At 60.8% G+C, this 17,940-nt stretch carries 18 protein-coding genes and 1 tRNA gene; 4 read left to right on the forward strand and 15 right to left on the reverse strand.

Translation table 11 applies throughout. The features are described from left to right. Position 1: 1 nt before the first annotated feature. The 8 genes from deoC to C5L12_RS20535 form a co-directional block, all read right to left on the reverse strand. Positions 2–772, reverse strand: coding sequence for a deoxyribose-phosphate aldolase (gene deoC, locus C5L12_RS20500; protein WP_105373915.1), 771 nt, complete (start codon positions 770–772; stop codon positions 2–4). 118 nt (positions 773–890) lie between these two features. Further along, a complete protein-coding gene (locus C5L12_RS20505; RefSeq protein ID WP_105373916.1) occupies positions 891–1,679 on the reverse strand; it encodes a purine-nucleoside phosphorylase in 789 nt (262 codons plus the stop codon). Beyond that, positions 1,676–2,068: a cytidine deaminase gene (locus C5L12_RS20510; protein WP_105373917.1), complete on the reverse strand. Its 393-nt coding sequence runs from the start codon at positions 2,066–2,068 to the stop codon at positions 1,676–1,678. The genes C5L12_RS20505 and C5L12_RS20510 overlap by 4 nt, the downstream gene beginning before the upstream one ends. 3 nt (positions 2,069–2,071) lie before the next feature. Next, positions 2,072–3,043, reverse strand: coding sequence for an ABC transporter permease (locus tag C5L12_RS20515; RefSeq protein ID WP_105373918.1), 972 nt, complete (start codon positions 3,041–3,043; stop codon positions 2,072–2,074). Between the two features lie 3 nt (positions 3,044–3,046). Next, a complete protein-coding gene (locus C5L12_RS20520; protein WP_105373919.1) occupies positions 3,047–4,150 on the reverse strand; it encodes an ABC transporter permease in 1,104 nt (367 codons plus the stop codon). Beyond that, complete coding sequence (locus C5L12_RS20525; protein ID WP_105373963.1) at positions 4,147–5,652, reverse strand: ABC transporter ATP-binding protein; 1,506 nt, start codon at positions 5,650–5,652, stop codon at positions 4,147–4,149. Before C5L12_RS20525 ends, C5L12_RS20520 begins: the two co-directional genes overlap by 4 nt. Before the next feature lie 98 nt (positions 5,653–5,750). Beyond that, positions 5,751–6,743 carry a BMP family lipoprotein gene (locus C5L12_RS20530; protein WP_105373920.1) on the reverse strand — a complete coding sequence of 331 codons (993 nt, stop codon included), beginning with the start codon at positions 6,741–6,743 and terminating at the stop codon, positions 5,751–5,753. Between the two features lie 303 nt (positions 6,744–7,046). Beyond that, positions 7,047–7,373 (reverse strand): hypothetical protein, encoded by a 327-nt coding sequence (locus C5L12_RS20535; RefSeq protein ID WP_105373921.1) that lies wholly within the window; start codon positions 7,371–7,373, stop codon positions 7,047–7,049. 222 nt (positions 7,374–7,595) lie between these two features. Here C5L12_RS20535 and C5L12_RS20540 point away from each other — a divergent pair. Then, positions 7,596–7,685 (forward strand) — tRNA-Ser (locus C5L12_RS20540). Positions 7,686–7,740: 55 nt separating this feature from the next. Here the strand turns inward: C5L12_RS20540 and C5L12_RS20545 are convergent. Further along, positions 7,741–8,070, reverse strand: coding sequence for a hypothetical protein (locus tag C5L12_RS20545; protein WP_105373922.1), 330 nt, complete (start codon positions 8,068–8,070; stop codon positions 7,741–7,743). Between the two features lie 264 nt (positions 8,071–8,334). Here C5L12_RS20545 and C5L12_RS20550 point away from each other — a divergent pair, with 264 nt between their 5' ends. Next, the gene (locus tag C5L12_RS20550) at positions 8,335–9,759 is read left to right on the forward strand and encodes a phosphomannomutase (protein ID WP_105373923.1); all 1,425 of its coding nucleotides are present in this window, start codon (positions 8,335–8,337) and stop codon (positions 9,757–9,759) included. Positions 9,760–9,791: 32 nt separating this feature from the next. After that, positions 9,792–11,216 carry a mannose-1-phosphate guanylyltransferase/mannose-6-phosphate isomerase gene (locus C5L12_RS20555; RefSeq protein WP_280952539.1) on the forward strand — a complete coding sequence of 475 codons (1,425 nt, stop codon included), beginning with the start codon at positions 9,792–9,794 and terminating at the stop codon, positions 11,214–11,216. A gap of 40 nt (positions 11,217–11,256) precedes the next feature. On the opposite strand, the gene C5L12_RS20560 is transcribed toward C5L12_RS20555, so the two are convergent. Continuing rightward, complete coding sequence (locus tag C5L12_RS20560) at positions 11,257–12,264, reverse strand: NAD-dependent epimerase/dehydratase family protein (RefSeq protein ID WP_105373924.1); 1,008 nt, start codon at positions 12,262–12,264, stop codon at positions 11,257–11,259. Positions 12,265–12,358: 94 nt separating this feature from the next. Then, complete coding sequence (locus C5L12_RS20565) at positions 12,359–12,754, reverse strand: response regulator (RefSeq protein ID WP_157949092.1); 396 nt, start codon at positions 12,752–12,754, stop codon at positions 12,359–12,361. Positions 12,755–13,031: 277 nt separating this feature from the next. On the opposite strand from C5L12_RS20565, the gene C5L12_RS20570 reads away from it, so the two are divergent. Then, on the forward strand, positions 13,032–13,430 hold the full coding sequence (locus tag C5L12_RS20570; RefSeq protein WP_105373926.1) for a DUF1236 domain-containing protein: 399 nt from the start codon (positions 13,032–13,034) through the stop codon (positions 13,428–13,430). 52 nt (positions 13,431–13,482) lie between these two features. Here C5L12_RS20570 and pncB read toward each other — a convergent pair whose 3' ends face one another. The 4 genes from pncB to C5L12_RS20590 form a co-directional block, all read right to left on the reverse strand. After that, entirely contained in the window at positions 13,483–14,787 is a 1,305-nt protein-coding gene (gene pncB / locus C5L12_RS20575) for a nicotinate phosphoribosyltransferase (RefSeq protein ID WP_105373927.1), read from the reverse strand. 164 nt (positions 14,788–14,951) lie between these two features. Next, positions 14,952–15,266: a hypothetical protein gene (locus tag C5L12_RS20580; RefSeq protein WP_105373928.1), complete on the reverse strand. Its 315-nt coding sequence runs from the start codon at positions 15,264–15,266 to the stop codon at positions 14,952–14,954. Between the two features lie 75 nt (positions 15,267–15,341). Further along, positions 15,342–16,292 carry a 2-hydroxyacid dehydrogenase gene (locus C5L12_RS20585; RefSeq protein WP_105373929.1) on the reverse strand — a complete coding sequence of 317 codons (951 nt, stop codon included), beginning with the start codon at positions 16,290–16,292 and terminating at the stop codon, positions 15,342–15,344. 15 nt (positions 16,293–16,307) lie between these two features. Further along, positions 16,308–17,936, reverse strand: coding sequence for an ABC transporter ATP-binding protein (locus C5L12_RS20590; protein ID WP_105373930.1), 1,629 nt, complete (start codon positions 17,934–17,936; stop codon positions 16,308–16,310). Between the last annotated feature and the right edge of the window lie 4 nt (positions 17,937–17,940).

Genomic DNA, 17,940 nt, shown 5'->3' on the forward strand with positions numbered 1-17,940 from the left:
ATCAATAGCCGCTCGACACGCGGGCGCTGGTGCCGCCGCTCAACACACCCAAAATGTCATCAAGAAGGCCGGACGCTCCAAAACGGAATGTCGAGGGCATGATCCAGTTCGGACCCATGATGGTTTCGGCAAGGCGGAAATAAAGATCCGCGTCCGCTACGCTGCCGATGCCACCGGCCGGCTTGAAACCGACGCGTTTCCGGGAGTCACGGATCGCCTGCAGCATGATGTCGGCAGCCTCCAGCGTCGCGTTGACCGCGACCTTGCCCGTCGAGGTCTTGATGAAATCGGCACCTGCAGCGATCGCGAGTTCGGACGCGCGGCGGATGAGCGCGCTGTCTTTCAATTCACCCGTCTCCAGGATCACTTTCAGGCAGGCTTGCGGGCAGGCGGCGCGCACGGCTTCGACCATTTCAGTCACCGCCGCCTCGTCGCCCGCCAGCAGCTTGCGATAGGGGATGACCATGTCGATCTCGTCGGCACCATCCTCGATAGCCTTGCGGGTCTCGTCGATGACGGCCGCGACCGGCAGATCCCCGGTCGGGAAGTTTACGACGGTCGCTATCCGGACCGCATGGTCCGGCCCCAGAATGGCTCGCGCATGCGCAACAAAACGGGGCCAGATGCAGATTGCCGCCGTATGGCCGTAGGGCGTCTGGGCGCGCAGGCACAGTTTCTCGATCGCGGCATTGTCGCAATCGTCGCGCAAATTCGTCAGATCGAGAAGCGAGAGCGCGAAGGCTGCCGCCTCGCGCGGGCTCAGGAGTTCCATTTCGTGCCTCCCCGGGCTTGATCGAGCCGGTATAATTATCGTTCAAACGATTAGAAGCAACCCGCCGAGGTTGCGCGGAACGTCACACGCCAAGTATCCAATTGAAATCTATCGTGTATCAAGCCAACATTTCTTTTAAAATGGTAGCCAGACGCTGGCCGCCGACCGGCGCCATGTCCTTGGTTTCCTCGTGGCTGAGTTCGGCACCGGTCATGCCCGCGCCGAAATTGGTAATGACCGACGCGGCTGCTACCTTCATCCCGAAGTAGCGCGCCAGAATGACCTCCGGCACAGTCGACATGCCGACCGCATCGGCGCCCAGGATACGTGCCATGCGAATTTCCGCCGGCGTTTCAAAGCTCGGGCCTGAAAACCACATATAGACGCCGGAAAACAACGGGATACCGCAGCGGATTGCGGCGTTGCGCATGCCGAGCGAAAGGGACGCGTCATAGGCGCTGGTCATGCCGACGAAACGACGGTCTCCCTCTTCACCGATCAGCGGGTTCAGGCCGGAATAATTGATATGATCGGTGATCTGCATCACCGATCCCGGCGGCATATCCTCACGCAGCGAGCCCGCGGAGTTCGTCAGGATCAGCGATTGAACGCCGATTCCCTTCATGACCTCGATCGGAAAGCGCATGGCCTTCGCATCGCCATGCTCGTAATAGTGCGCACGACCCGACAGCATGATGACCGGCTCTGCGCCGAGATAGCCGGCGACCAGCTCGCCCGCGTGGCCTGTAACGCCGCTTGCCGGAAACCCTTCCAGGGCGCCATAGGGCACACGAACCTGGTCCGTTACCTCTCCCACCAGCGAGCCGAGGCCGGAGCCGAGCACGATTGCGTGGCGCGGCACGAGACCGTCGAGGCGATCGACAAGGAGGTCGATGACTTCCTTCATCCGATCACATCCGTTTCAAAGGCATAGGGCAGCAGCTCCGCCATGGTGACTGTCTTCTGGACGCCGGCATCGTCGCAAAGGTAGATGCGCGTATCGGCAGACGCGAATTCCGAGATCTTCTGACGGCAGCCGCCGCATGGCGTGCAGAGCGGCAGTTTTTCGGCAATGACGGCGAGTTCTACGATCTTGCTGGCGCCGCCCATGATCATAGCACCGATCGCCGTCGGCTCCGCGCACCAACCCTGCGGGAAGGATAGGTTCTCGATATTGGCACCCAGGTAGACGTTCCCGTCGTCCGCGCGAATCGCCACGCCCACGGGAAATTTCGAATAGGGCGCGTATGACTTTTTCATTGCCTCGCGGGCGGCTTCGAACAGCTCGTGAGACATATCCTAGCGCTCCTTCGTGTAGGGGACGCCGCCGGCCTTCGGCGGGCGTGCAATGCCTATGAAGCCGGCAAGCAGCACACAGGTCAGGATATAGGGCAGTGCCTGGAAGATTTGCACAGGCACCTCCCCGATCAGCGGAAGCGATTTGCCCTGCATGAAGTTCGCAAAAGCGTCAAGAAAGCCGAAGAGGAGGCAGGCGAGCATGACCGGTACCGGCTTCCATTTCGCAAAGATCAGCGCCGCAAGCGCGATATATCCCTTGCCGGCCGACATGTTGTTGATGAATGCCGCCGATTGGGCGATCGCCAGGTAAGTTCCCGCGAATCCCGCCAGGAAGCCGGTGACGATCAGCGCACGATACCGCAGCCAGCTCACCGAAATGCCCGCCGTATCCACGGCGCCTGGATTTTCTCCCACGGCGCGCAGGCGCAGCCCGAAACGTGTCCGGTACAAAACCCACCAGGAGATCGGCACCATCAGAAACGCGATGTAAGTGAGGATATTGTTGCCGGAAATGACGTTCGCATAAAGAGGCCCGAGGATCGGCACGTCGCGTATCGCATCGGTACCCGGCAGGATGATCGGCGCGAACCGGCCCGAACCCGGCACCTGCGCCGTCCGGCCGCCTTGCCCGAACCACGCCTGACCGAGCACGATCGTCAAGCCGGCGGCCACGAAATTCAGAGCCACGCCGGAAACGATCTGGTTGCCGCGATTGGTGATCGAGGCAAAACCATGAATGAAAGAAAACGCGATCGCGACCAGGATGCCCGCCGCAAGGCCGAGCCAGGCGTTGCCGGTCCAGTAGGCGGCACAGGCCGAAGCGAAGGCGGAGACCAGCATCTTGCCTTCGAGGCCAATATCGAAAATCCCCGCCCGCTCCGAAAACAGCCCCGCCAGCGCAGTGAACAGCAAGGGGATGGACAGACGGACCGCCGAACCGAGAATGCCGATGAAAATATCGAAATAATCCATGAGCTACTTCCCGGAAATCTGCTGGTAAAGCCGAACGATTGCCGGCCGAAGCATGTATTCCAGCGCGCCCGCAAAGAGGATCACCAGGCCCTGGATGACGACGATCATGTCACGGGTGATGCTCGGCATGTCGAAGGAGAGCTCCGCTCCGCCCTGATAGAGAATTCCGAAGAGCAGTGCGGCGAGAATGATCCCGACAGGGTGGTTGCGGCCCATCAGCGATACGGCGATACCGACGAAGCCTGCGCCGCCGACGAACTCGATCTGCAGCCTTGCCGAAGCTCCCATGACGGGGTTGAGCGCCATCATGCCCGCAAGGCCGCCGGAGATCAGCATGGCGATCATGACGATCTTTGCGTAGGGGATGCCGGCATAACCCGCCGCCGTCGGGCTGATGCCGAGCGTGCGCATTTCATAACCGAGCTTGGTGCGCCAGATCAGCATCCAGACCAGGAAACACATGACAAGCGCGATCAGGAAGGAGAAGTTGAGCGGGGCTGCGCCCAGCTTGCCGCCGAACATCGAAATCAGCCAGTCGAGCTTCGGGAGCTGGCCGCCTTCCAGGAAGGTGCGCGTTTCCGGCGCCATCTTGCCCGGCACGATCAGCACCCGCACGAGCAGATAGTTCATCAGCGACGACGTGATGAAATTGAACATGATCGTGGTGATGACGATATGGCTGCCGCGCTTGGCCTGAAGCCACGCCGGTATCGCGGCGCAGGCGGCACCGAAGAGAGCCGCGCCGATGACCGCAAAGGGCATGGTCACGTACCAGGGCACGTAGCGATCGAGCGAGAGCGCGACGAGCGCCGCGCCGAGGCCGCCGAGATAGGCCTGTCCTTCCGACCCGATGTTGAACAGCCCGGCATGGATGGCGACCGCCACCGACAACCCGGTAAAGATGAAGCTCGTGGCGTAGAAGAGCGTAAAGCCTATGCCTTCGCCGCGGCCGAGCGCACCGATCAACAAGAGGCGCAGCGCCTCGAGCGGGCTTTCTCCGATAGCCCAGACCACGAGGCCGGAAAAAAAGAAGGCAAGGACGAGATTGAGGATCGGGACGACGATGTAGTTGATCCAGGCGGGAAGCTGAACGGATGCGGTGCTCATGCGGCGATCCCGGCCATCATCAGGCCCAATGTCTGTTCGCCGGCATCACCGGTCTTCTCCCCGACGACCTTGCCGGCAAACATCACCAGTATGCGGTCTGAAAGGGAACGGATTTCGTCGAGTTCCACCGACACCAGGAGCACTGCCTTGCCTGCATCCCGCATGTCGATGATCCGCTTGTGAATGAATTCGATGGCGCCGATATCGACACCACGGGTCGGCTGGCCGATGATCAGCACATTCGGGTCCCGCTCGATTTCGCGTGCGACGACGATCTTCTGCTGATTTCCGCCGGAAAAGTTCGCTGTCTTCAACCGTGGGTTCGGCGGGCGGATGTCATATTTCGCTATCTTTTCTTCCGCATCCTTGCGCATCGCATCGAGATCGAGCATCACGCCGCGCCCATAACGCTGGTCGCGGTGATAGCCCAGGATCGAGTTCTCGTATTCCTCGAATTTCAGCACCAGACCCATATGGTGCCGATCCTCGGGAATGTGGGCGAGGCCAAGATCACGCAAGCCCGCCGGATCGATCCCGGCAACCGGCTTGCCGTCGATGAATATCTCGCCAGAGTAAGGTTTGCGAATGCCGGCGATCGCCTCCAGGAGTTCGGATTGGCCGTTGCCCGCAACCCCGGCAATACCGACGATTTCGCCGGCGCGGACATCGAAGGAAACATCGTCCACCATGGTGACGCCGCGAGCATCCCTGACCGTCAGGTTCCTGACTGACAGCAGAACCCGGCCCGGATTCGCGTCGCCTTTTTCCACATGCAGCAACACGCGGCGGCCGACCATCAGTTCGGCCAGTTCCTCGACCGTCGTCTCGGACGTCTTGCGGGTTGCCACCATTTCGCCGCGGCGCATGACCGAAACCGTGTCGGTGATCGCCATGATCTCGCGCAGCTTGTGGGTGATGAGAATGATCGTCTTACCCTGGTCGCGCAGTACACGCAGCACCTTGAAGAGGTGGTCGGCCTCCGCCGGCGTCAACACGCCGGTCGGCTCGTCCAGGATGAGGATTTCTGCCCCGCGGTAGAGTGCTTTCAGAATCTCCACGCGTTGCTGGCTGCCCACAGGCAATTCTTCGACCACCGCATCGGGATCGACCTCGAGGCCGTAGTCATCCTCCAGGCGCTTCAATTCCTTGCGGGCACTTGCAACGCCCTTGCGAAGCAATTGCCCGCCTTCGGCGCCCAGCATGACGTTTTCCAGAACCGTAAAATTTTCAACCAGCATAAAGTGCTGGTGCACCATGCCGATGCCCGCAGCGATCGCCGCCTGGCTGTCGCGGATTACGATCGGCTTGCCTGAAATGCGGATTTCGCCCTGATCGGCATGATAGAAGCCGTAGAGGATCGACATCAGCGTCGATTTTCCCGCGCCGTTTTCGCCGATGACGCCATGGATCGATCCCTTGGCCACGGTCAGATTAATGTTCTTGTTCGCATGCACCGCACCGAACTTCTTGTCGATGCCGACAAGCTCGATTGCAGGCTCAATCTCTTTGGGGAGGTCGAGGCTCAAATGGTTCGCCTTTCCACATTATGAAAAAGGGCGCATGGCGATCCGGACCGCCATGCGCCCTTCAGGCGTGTCTCTTATTTGGGGCAGGATTTATCCGACATATAGTCGTGCACCTTGACGGTGCCGGCGATGATGTCGGCCTTGGCCTTTTCCACGGCAGCCTTCATTTCAGCGGTAATCAACGACTTGTTGTTGTCGTCGAGCGCATAGGCCACGCCGTCTTCCTTGACGCCGAGAGCCTGGACGCCGGCGGTAAACTTGTCGTCCTTGGTGTCCTTGAAGGTGTTATAGACAGCAAGGTCGACACGCTTGACCATGGAGGTCAGGACCGAGCCGGGATGCAGGTGATTCTGGTTGGAATCGACGCCGATCGACAGCTTCTTGTTGTCGGCCGCAGTCTGCAGCACACCGAGGCCGGTCGCACCCGCTGCCGCGTAGATGACATCGGCGCCCTGGTCGATCTGGTTCTTGGTCAACTCACCGCCACGGACAGGATCGTTCCACGCCGCACCGGTGGTGCCGGTCATGTTCTGGAAAACCTGCGCATCCGCCTTTGCGGCCTTGACGCCCTGGACGTAACCGCAGCCGAACTTGCGGATCAACGGAATGTCCATACCACCGATGAAGCCGACCTTGCCGGTCTTGGATGCCATGCCGGCGAGCAGACCGACGAGATAGGAGCCTTCTTCTTCCTTATAGACGACCGAACGGACATTCTTCAGGTCGACGACCGAGTCAACGATCGCGAACTTGGTGTCCGGGAATTCCGCCGCAACCTTTTCCATGGCCGAAGTCCAGGCAAAGGAGACAGCAACGACAGGATTGTAGCCGCGGCTGGCGAAGTTGCGGATTGCCTGTTCGCCCTGGGTATCGCTGGTGGGCTCGAAGTCGCGATATTCGATCCCCGTTTCCTTCTTGAACTGCTCGGCGCCGGCAAAAGCTGCCTCGTTGAAGGATTTGTCGAACTTGCCGCCGGTACCATAGACCAGCGCCGGCTTCACCTCCGCTGAAAGCGCGGTGGCCGACATGGCGCCCAAGGCAATGAGGCTTAAAAGGGTTCTTTTCATCGTGCAGCCCTGTTTTTAGCTGTTTGATCCTCCCGCAAGCCCGTCCCCCGGGCACTTCTGCGGCCACCTGCCCTTTTTCTTTTCAGGGTCTGGCTGCGGTCACTCTTGCACGGGTTTCGGAAAAATTCACGAGATTTTTTTCAGTTGGTAAAGAATGGCGAACCTGCCGAAAACTTGAACAAAGGTCGGAAATAACTGCATGAATCTGTGGCGCGACGCATATTTTCATGCCAGCCGGAAAGACGACCACTCTCCTCAGGCCGCAACGGCTACCCAGCATCTTAACATGCCGGCGGGAAGGGTTCAGGCGGAAAACCGTCCCGCAAAACGCGGTTTTTCGTAGCCAGCCATCCAGAAGAGGAGCGCCAGGGTCAGGAAGATTGCAAAAGCGGGCTGTGCCAGAACCGGCGCTACGAAGGGGCGCCAGAGATCGGCGCTGATATAGGTCTCGGCATAGATTTCGCTGAGCGCGAGGCTTTCCGGATCGAGATTGAGCCAGGCATTGCCCAGGCTGGTCAGCACGACCGAAGACGCGGAGACGGATTGAATCGAATCCAGGGTGCCGGCGATGATTGCAGCAAGAAGCGCCAGAGCGCTCACCGTATGGAAGACGAAGCGAAGTATTCGCATTTTCTATTAGCCATTTCGTTGTCGACCGCCGATGAGCCGGACAACACCGGTCCCATATCGAAAGAAATAGCCGTCGCCTCCTAGCTTGGCAACGCGACCCCAAGGTTTTACGTCCTGTTGTCAAAAATCGTTCAGATTCCGGTTGATCCTTCGGAATTGATCGGTATATATCGCGCCCGACCGCTGTGTTGCCCCCGATTTGCACGCAGCCCTTTATCCTAAGGACAGGTGGCCGAGTGGTTGAAGGCGCACGCCTGGAACGCGTGTATACGTGAAAGCGTATCGAGGGTTCGAATCCCTCTCTGTCCGCCATTCTCCCAAAATCCTGCCTCTTTCCAGATGCATCCGTCCGTTCAATACTGAGCGGTCAATCTCCCATGGAAAAACTGACCTCCTGCCAGCGATGACTTCGTGGCTCCAGGGCCACCAGGAGCTCGAAAGTCCTGCGGCTTGGCGCGCCCGCCGTCGCGACATCGGCATAACCCTGCATGGCGAAACGGCAGTCGCCCTCCCAGCGGAAACTTCCCGGGGCGATATCGAGCACCTCCGGCCGCTCTTCCAAGAGCTGCCTTGACTTCTCGAAGGCCAGAGTTCCGGAACAGGCGCCTTCATCGATCTGCTCACCGAAGCCCATCAGAAGTGCCAGGCCGGAAAGCGGAGCCACAAACGCGATGGATTTCCAAATACGTGACCCCATCGGGATCTCCTTCCTGGAAAGCGGAAGCGGGCGAAATCTTGCACCGCCAGCGAACGGACACACCGATCCGAACCGAAGGATAACACCCTTGCGACAATGCGGCCAAGCGCAACTGGAAACATGATAACGCCCGACGTGAACCGAAGCCGCTTCCGGATTTTGCAGAGACAGCGCTTGCAGGTTAGCTTCCCCGACAGTTATCTCTTTATTTTCAGGCGGAATAAACTAGGACATTGAGCGGCTGACTTTCTTTATGGGCACTTGATGAAATTTGGAACGAGTGGACTTCGTGGGCTTGTCGAGGATCTGGCGGGAGGCGCGTCGTCGGTTTATGCGCAGGCTTTTGCGCGGCATCTTCTGGAAACGGGTGCTGCGAAGCCGGGGGGACTGGTGCTGGTGGGGCGGGATTTTCGCGCTTCGAGCCCGGGCATTGCCGCCACCTGCATCGGTGCACTTGCCCGTGCTGGCCTGTCGCCGGTCGATTGCGGCGCGTTGCCGACGCCGGCGCTTGCGCTTTACGGGCTGAAGCTCGGCGCCGCCTCGCTGATGGTGACCGGATCGCATATTCCAGCCGACCGCAACGGCATCAAGTTCTACCGTCCGGACGGCGAGATCGACAAATCCGACGAGGAGCGGATCGCCGCGATCGCCGCCGAGCTTACCGGCCGGGAGGTGGAGACGGCGCCCGCCGAGGCGCCGGACCGGTCGGCGGACGCGAATGCCCTGTTTCTTTCCCGCAACCGACGCGTCCTGCCTGCCGATGCGCTGGCCGGCCTGAAGCTCGGCGTCTACCAGCACTCCACCGTCGCCCGCGACCTGATGGTCGAGGTTCTCCAGGGTTTTGGCGCCGAGGTCATGCCGCTCGGCCGTTGCGAGGAATTCCTGCCCGTCGATACCGAGGCCGTCTCGGCCGAGACGATCGGGCTTTTGAAGGGCTGGGCGCGGGAACACCGGCTCGACGCGGTGGTTTCGGCCGATGGCGACGGCGATCGGCCGCTGGTCGCCGACGAAAGAGGCGAGCCGTTGCGCGGCGATCTGATCGGCCTGATCACCGCCAAATTCCTCAAGGCCGATGTCGTGGTGACGCCGGTCACCTCCAATTCCGGCATCGATACGGCCGGCGATTTCGAGGTGATCCGCACCAGGGTCGGTTCGCCCTTCGTGATCGCCGGCATGCTCGAGGCGCTTGAGGCCGGACGGGACAGGGTCATGGGCTTCGAAGCCAATGGCGGGCTGTTGACCGCCTCCCCGTTTACCGTTGCTGGCGGCAGGCTCGATCCGCTGCCGACCCGCGACAGTTTCCTGCCGGTACTGGCCGTTCTTTCGCTTGCCGCCGACAAGAAGCAGCCGTTGTCTGAGATCGCCGCATCCTTCCGTCTGCCGTTTGCGGCGGCCGACCGGCTGGAGAATTTTGCCGTCGAAACCAGTGCCGCGCTGATGGCGCATCTAAGAGCCTCACGCGACAATCTTGCCGCCTTCCTGGCGCCGATCGCTGCTGTGGCGGCCACAAGCGACATTGACGGATTGCGCGTCACGCTTGCCGACGGCCGCATCGTGCATCTGCGCCCTTCGGGCAACGCGCCGGAAATGCGCTGTTATGTGGAGGCCGGCAGCGAAGACGAGGCCAGGGCTCTGCTTGAAGAAGGGCTCGGGCTGATCCGCGGCTGGGCAATCAGGACCCGGGCTTGAGCGCCGGCGACGACGATACTGGAGAGAGCAAGTTGAGCAAAATCGTTCCCGTGATCATGGCCGGCGGCAAGGGCACCAGGCTTTGGCCGCTGTCGCGCGCCAGTGCGCCCAAACAGTTCATCCAGTTTATCGGCGACCGGACGCTGTTCCAGGCGACGCTCGCGCGGGTCTGCGATCAAACGCTTTACGAAGCGCCGGTGGTGATCACCAACGAGGATTTCCGCTTTCTGGTGGCAGAACAGGCGCGGGAGCTCGGCGTCAAGCTGTCCGGCATCCTGCTCGAGCCGGTTGCCCGCAACACCGCACCGGCCGTTGCCGCCGCCGCCGCCTTCGCCGCCGGACGGTTCGGCGAGGACGCTATCCTGCAGGTGCTTGCCTCCGATCACGAGATCGTCGCCGATCAGGGCTACTTCGAGGCGATCGCCATTGCCCGAAAGACCGCCCTTGCCGGCAAGCTCGTCACCTTCGGCATCACGCCGACCGAGCCTGCAACCGGTTATGGTTATATCGAGATCGGCGACAAGCTGAAGACGGGAGCGCATGCTGTAAAGCGGTTCGTCGAAAAGCCGGCCCTGCCGGACGCGGAACACATGCTGTCGGCCGGCGGCTTTGCCTGGAATTCCGGCATCTTCATGTTTGCCGCCGGCCAGGTGCTGCAGGAACTGGCCACCTTCGCGCCGGAGGTCGAAAAGGCCGGCCGCGCCGCGCTCGCAAAGGCCGCCAACGATCTTGACTTCATCCGGCTGGATGCCGAAACCTTTGCCGCAAGCCCCGACATCTCGATCGACTATGCGATCATGGAAAAGACCTCGAACGCCGCGGTCGTGCCCTCCTCCTTCACCTGGTCGGATCTCGGAAGCTGGGATGCGGTCTGGAAGCTCGGAGCCCGCGACACAGCCGGCAACGTCATCTCCGGCCACGCGACGCTCGTCAACACGAAGAACTCGCTGGTCATGTCGCGCACCAGCCATCTGGCCGTCCAGGGCCTGGACGGGGTGGCCGTCATCGCCAGCGAGGACGCCGTCTATGTTGGCCGGCTGGAGGACAGCCAGGATGTCGGCAAGCTCGTCAAGCAGCTCGCCGCGGCAAAGGCGACCGCGGCACTCACACAAACCCATCCGACCTCCTACCGCCCCTGGGGTGGCTATACCTCGGTGCTCAACGGCGACCGTTTCCAGGTCAAACGGCTGTTCGTCACCCCCGGCAAGAAACTGTCGCTGCAGAAACACCATCACCGCTCCGAGCACTGGATCTGCGTCAAGGGCACCGCAGAGGTGACGATCGGCGACGAGATCAAAATCGTGCGCGAAAACGAATCCGTCTACATCCCTCAGGGCGAGGTCCATCGCCTCGCCAATCCAGGCAAGATCACCCTCGAAATGATCGAGGTCCAGACCGGATCATATCTCGGCGAAGACGACATCATCCGTATTGTGGACGAGTTCGGAAGAGGGTGAGGGGAGCGCCGCCATTGGCGGCGTGACATCACTCACGAGATCAATCGATCTCGCTGCGGTGGTCGAGATACCATTCGACGAAGGCTTTCACACCCTCGTCGAGACCGGTTTCGGGTTTGCGGCCGGTCAGCGCGACAAGAAGATCGGGGCTTGCATAGGTCCTCGGCACGTCGCCCTTCTGCATCGGTAGCATCCTGCGCTTGGCAGGTTTGCCCATGACCCGTTCGATGGTCTCCACAAAATCGAGGAGGCCTGCCGGTTGCCCTCCGCCAATGTTGACCACGCGGAACGGGCCCTGGCGGGACAACGTGTCGACATCTGCCACCCGGTTATCCTCAGCAGGAAAGATGCGCGACAGGTCGATGATCGAATCCACCAGGTCGTCGATATAGGTAAAGTCCCGGCTCATCTTGCCTTCGCCGTAGATTTCGATCTCGCGCTCCTCGATCATCGCCTTGACGAACTTGAAGAGCGCCATGTCGGGACGGCCCCAGGGCCCGTAAACGGTGAAGAACCGAAAGGCGGTGATCGGCAGCTTGTAGAGATGGGCATAGCTGTGGGCCATCAGCTCCATGCTCTTCTTCGTAGCGGCATAAAAGGTCAGCGGCTCGTCGGCCTTGTCCGTCTCCCGGAAGGGCCCCTCCGGATTGGCGCCGTAGACGGAGGACGTGGAGGCAAGCATCAGATGGCCCACGCCATGGGTGCGGGCGAGCTCCAGGATATTCCAGGAACCGACCAGGTTCGAATCCAGATACGCCTTCGGGTTTTCGAGACTGTAGCGCACGCCGGCCTGGGCTGCGAGATGAACCATGACATCAGGCTTGAAGCCGGAGATCGCCTCCTCCAGCAGCGGCTTGTCTTCGAGCATGCCGATCACCGGCCGGAAGGTGGGAAACTGCGCGAGACCCGCATGTCGGGCTTCCTTCAGCCGCAGGCTGTAATAGGGCGTCATGCCGTCAAAGCCGAGGACCTGGTGCCCTTGTTCCAGCAGGCGCCGTGCCAGATGAAATCCGATGAAGCCTGCCGTTCCGGTGATGAAATAACGCATTGAAAAACCCGCTGCTGCCGTAGCGTCTCCCATACAGCGGAAGCCGCGGTCTGTCATCCGCTGGTTCGGCAGCTATTGCTTGCCTCGGCGATGTCTAGTGAAAGAGCCGCAGTCTCGCGGGCGGCGTGCCGGGCCGGCCATTCTTGCGGTCGACAGCGAACTGGATCAGGTCCATGGAGGCCTGGTCGGTGAGCGGTTTGGCCATGACGCCGAGGACGCCGGACACGCCGGCGGCGACAAGGCCGGGGTTACCCGTGATCATGATCACCACGATGCCATATTCAGCAAGCGCCTTAGCAATTTCCGGGCCGGTCTCGCCGTCGGCAAGGCGGACATCGACGAAAGCGATATCCGTATCCCGGGTGTAATTCAGTGCCACAGTCATGTCGGGCGCAATGCCGACCACATCGTGGCCGCTCCGGTGAATGGCATCCTCGATATCCATCGCCACCAACAGGCTGTCTTCGACGATAAGGAAACGATATTCCATACAAGAACCTCCCGGCTTCAGGAAAACAAATAGAATCAGATCTCCTCTTGGCAATAGGAGAAGGATTTTCAGGATGGTTTTTTTGGCAAGCATGAGCCCGCATCGTTAACGGGCGCTGAACCTGCAAATCAAGATAAACCCGCCTCTCCAAAGTCTCTCGCCGCTGCTCCCGTCGCTCTCCCAAGTTTTCACTCGCTTACGAAAGGTTACAAGGTCGCCGGAACCGCCTTGAGGTTCGAGGGTTATCTGCTCGGAAGCTCTACGAAGGAGAAGAACTATGAAAAAGATTATTGTGACTTCCTGCGCCATTCTCGCCGCTTGCTTCGCTACTCAGGCAGGTGCGCAACAAAGCACCGTTAACGGCGCAGCCGGCGGTGCAGTAACCGGTGCGATCGTTGGTGGTCCTGTCGGCGCCGCAGTCGGCGGCGTCGTTGGCGCCGTCGCTGGCACTGCGATCGACCCGCCGCCGCGTGAGGTCGTCACCTATGTGGAAGAACAGCCCGCTTCGACGACCTCCGTCATGGTCGAAGAAAAGATCGTGGTCGGTAAGCCGCTTCCGAAGAAGGTTGTCGTGACCCCGGTTCCGAGCAATCCGAAATACGCCTATGCGGTTGTCAACAATCAGCGCGTGATCGTGGACCCGCAGACGCACACGGTTGTTCAGGTAATCCAGTAAGCCAAAACCACTTATGAAATACAGGCCCTCGTTGTATCGAGGGCCTGTATTTTCAGACGAATACCGCCTGATCGACGCGGTCTTCCTGACCGAAAAACCTCAAATAACGCTCCACCTCTGCCGGATCCCCGGTGGCTTTTCGCAGATTGTCCGACAGCTTGACCGCAGGTCGCCCATTGGCCTCGCTGACCTTGCAGACGAGCGAGATCGGCTTCAGGCTTTCGACGTTTTGCGGCGCGCAGCCGGCAAAGTCGTTGGTGAGGTTCGTCCCCCAGCCAAAACTCATCCGGACCCGGCCCTCGAAATGCCGATACGTGTCGATGATGGCGTCGACATCGAGCCCGTCCGAAAAGATCAGCAACTTGCTCTTCGGATCACGGCCCATCCGCTGCCACCACTCGATGATCTTTTCTCCACCCTCGATAGGAGGCGCACTGTCGGGGCGAAAGCCGGTCCAGTCTGCGACCCATTCGGGAGCATCCCGAAGAAATGCCGCGGTGCCGAAAGCATCCGGCAGAACAATCAACAGATTGCCGTGATAGAGCCGATTCCAGTCCTTTAGGACCTTGTAAGGTGCCGCCCGCAATTCCTCGTCGCTATTGGCCAAGGCCGCTACGACCATCGGCAATTCATGGGCGTTGGTGCCGACGGCTTCGAGGTCCGAATCCATGGCGAGCAGCACATTGCTGGTGCCAGTGAACGCCTCGCCGATCCCTTCCTTCAACGCTTCGACACACCAGCGCTGCCAGAGAAAGCTGTGGCGCCGCCGCGTGCCGAAATCGGAGATGCGCAGCCCCGGCAGGGTGCGCAGCCGTTCGACCTTTTCCCACATCTTGGCCTTGGCGCGGGCATATAGAACGTCCAGGGTAAAGGGACCCATGCGCCGCATGGCCGCCCGGGATCGGAGCTCGTTGATGATGGCGAGTGCCGGAATTTCCCAGAGCGTGGTTTCCATCCAGCGGCCATGGAAGCTCAGCTCGAACTGGCCGTCGCGCTTGGAAAGTTCGTATTCGGGCAGCTTGTAGGTGGACAGCCAATTCAGGAATTCCGGCTCGAAGATCTGCTTCTTTCCGTAGAACGTGTTACCGGCAAGCCAGATCATCTCCTTCTTCGAAAGGCCGACCGTACGGGCGTGATCGAGCTGCTCGCGCAGCATGCCCTCGTCGATCTCTTCCGCAAGCCTGACGCTGGTCGTGCGGTTGATCAGGGAAAAACTCGCGTCGACATCGGGATAGAGCTTCCAGATCATCTGCAGCATCAGGAGCTTGTAGAAGTCCGTATCGATCAGGCTTCGGATGATCGGGTCGAGCTTCCAGGTATGATTGTAAACCCTGCTCGCAATATCGGTCTTGGTCATGCCCTGCCTGCCCCCGATCCGTTACGGACCGGCTCCGCCGAGTGAGATGCATCCGGAGGCAGCGGCTGATCAACCTCCGGCAGTTTTATCGAAAAAAAAGCGGAGGAAGTCCAGAACGCAATTCGGCCGCGAGGGATCGCGGCCGAGCGATGCCGATTGCAGCCTTATGGATTGGTGCTGGCAGGCGGTGTCGGAGCCGGCGGATTGGCGGACGGCGCAGCATTCGGGTTTTCCGGCGCGGTGCTGGCCGCAGGCGGTGTTGCCGTCTGTTCCGCAGGGGGATCGGTCGCCTCGCCCCACCATTCTGCGGCCCCCCATGCGAGCAGAGCCAGGATGAGACCGGCCACCAGCACGATCAGGACCGGCGATCCTCTTCGTCCCTGACGGGCTTCCGTCGCGCTCATCGGTTCTTCGGCGGGCGAGCCGGGCGGGTTGGGACGGCGGCCTGCAGGCTCCTTGGGATCGAAACGGGTGTTCATGATTCGCTCCTTGTTTGCCGGAATACCCGGCTCTTGCGCAGGAAACGGCCCTGAGATGCGAATGTTCCCCTGCGGTCAATAACCGGTGCTGCGGTCGACCAGATGCTGCAGAGACTGTCCCGCCTCGAAACGCTCCATCTGGGCTTCCGCATTGCGAAACAAAGCCCGGACATCGGAAGCCGACGCCGCGTGCGGCGTTACCATCACATTCTCCATCCGCCACAGAGGACTGTCCGTCGGCAGCGGTTCCTTTTCGAATACGTCGAGCGACACGCCACCCAGGACCCCGCCCTCGAGTGCCGAAATCACGTCTGCCTCAACCTGGCTGCCGCCGCGGCCGGCATTGATGAAGACCGGCTTTCCGAGCGCCCCACCCTTCCGAAGCTTGGAAAACAGGGCCGCGTCGAAGATGCCTCGCGTATCTGACGTCAGAGGCAGGAGGCCGACAAGCATGTCCGTCCTGGACAGGAACGTCTCCAGTTCGGCGCCGTCGAATGTCTCGATACCGTCGATCGTCTTCCTGCTGCGCGACCAGCCGATGACGTTGAAGCCCATGATCTTCAGCTTCCTTGCCGAATCCTGGCCGAGCACACCAAGACCCATGACTCCGACGGTCAAGTCCCTTGCCTCCGGCTGTGGAAGCTCGCGCCACTGGCGTTCGCGCTGCTGCTTCAGATAGGCCGGCACCTGACGCAGGTGGCTCAAGGCCTGCAGCACCACCCACTCGCTCATGCGGGTCGTCAGGCTCTCATCGACGAAGCGAACGATCGGGATATCCGGCAGGTCTGGCAGCGTGAGGATGTGATCCACGCCTGCTCCTCCCGAAAACAGCACTTGCAGATTTGGAGCGCGCCGAAACAGGTTCGGCTCCGGTTTCCAGATGACCGCATAACGGGCTTCCGACAGATCGAGGTCAGGATCGGAGGCGCGCAGCACCTGCCGGCCGGAAAAGGCATTGGCAAGCGCGGCATCGACCTCGCGACGCTCGAATTTGAGATCGATGACGACGGGCTTTTGGGCGGACATGAGGTTACCTTAGGGCTACTGGCTGATGGCGGAGGTCTCGACTGCCTCCAGATTGAAGGCAGCGGCCATCAAGGCGCGGGTATATTGCTCCTTCGGTGCCTTGAATATCTGCTCGGCCGGCCCCTCTTCCACCACCTTGCCGAGCCGCATGACGATCACATGATTGGCAAGCGCCTTCACAACCTTCAGGTCGTGACTGATAAAAAGGTAGGCCAGATCGTACTTCCTTTGGAGATCCCGCAAGAGATCGACGACCTGCGCCTGTACGGTCATGTCGAGCGCCGATGTCGGTTCGTCCAGCATGACGAAACGCGGCTTCAGGACCATGGCCCGCGCAATTGCAATGCGTTGCCGCTGGCCGCCGGAAAACTCATGCGGATACCGCCAGCGTGTGGCCGGGTCGAGCCCGACCTCCGTCAGCGCCCAGGCGACACGTTTATCCCGTTCGTCGGCGGAGAGCGAGCGCTCGTGCACCTTCAGCCCTTCAGCTACGATTTCTCCGACAGACATGCGGGGGCTGAGCGATCCGTAGGGATCCTGGAACACCACCTGCAGCCGGTCGCGGAAGGGCAGCATCTCCTTGAACGAGAACTTGTCGATCTCGTTACCGATGAAGGCGATACGGCCTTGCGACGAGATGAGACGGGCGAGCGCCAGGCCGAGCGTGGTCTTGCCGGAGCCGGACTCCCCGACGACACCAAGAGTTTCGCCGGCGCGCAGGGTGAGATCGATGCCGTCCACCGCCTTCACGTGGTCGACGACCCTACGCATCAAGCCCGCCTTGATCGGAAACCAGACACGGATGTCCTTGCCTTCCATGATGACCGGCTTCGTCGGATTGGCCGGCGGCGGTTCGCCGCGCGGCTCGGAGCCCAGCAGGTGGCGGGTGTATTCATGCTGCGGACGGGAGAAGACGTCCTCAACGGTGCCGCTCTCGACGATCCTGCCCTTGGTCATCACACAGACGCGGTCGGCAAATTTGCGGACGATGCCGAGATCGTGGGTTATGAACAGCATCGACATCCCGTGCTCGCCCTTGAGGCTGCGCAGGAGGTCGAGTATCTGCGCCTGAACCGTGACGTCGAGCGCTGTCGTGGGCTCGTCGGCGATCAGCAGTTTCGGCCGGTTCGCCAAGGCCATGGCGATCATCACACGCTGGCGCTGTCCGCCGGAAAGTTCGTGCGGATAGGCGGTCAGTCGTTTCTCGGGCTCGCGGATGCCAACCTGATTGAGCAGTTCGAGGGTGCGGATGCGGGCGATCTGGCCGGTGATGCCCTTATGCAGCTCGAGAATCTCGCCGATCTGCTTTTCGATCGTGTGGAGCGGATTGAGCGATGTCATCGGCTCCTGGAAGATCATCGTGATGTCGTCGCCGCGGACATTACGGAGCTCCGGCTCGGAGGCCCTCAACAGGTCCTTACCTTCGAAAAAGATCTCACCCGACGGATGGCTGGCGGCCGGATAGGGAAGAAGCTTCAGGATCGAATTGGCCGTCACCGATTTGCCGGATCCGGATTCTCCCACCAGCGCCACGACTTCGCCCGGGTGGATTTCGAAGGAAACCCTGTCGACGGCAAGCGAGGTATCACTTCCCTGACGGAAGGCGACTGAGAGATCACGGACGGAAAGGAGCGGTTCTGTCATAGGC

It is taken from the genome of Neorhizobium huautlense, assembly GCF_002968575.1.
Taxonomy (GTDB): domain Bacteria; phylum Pseudomonadota; class Alphaproteobacteria; order Rhizobiales; family Rhizobiaceae; genus Neorhizobium; species Neorhizobium huautlense.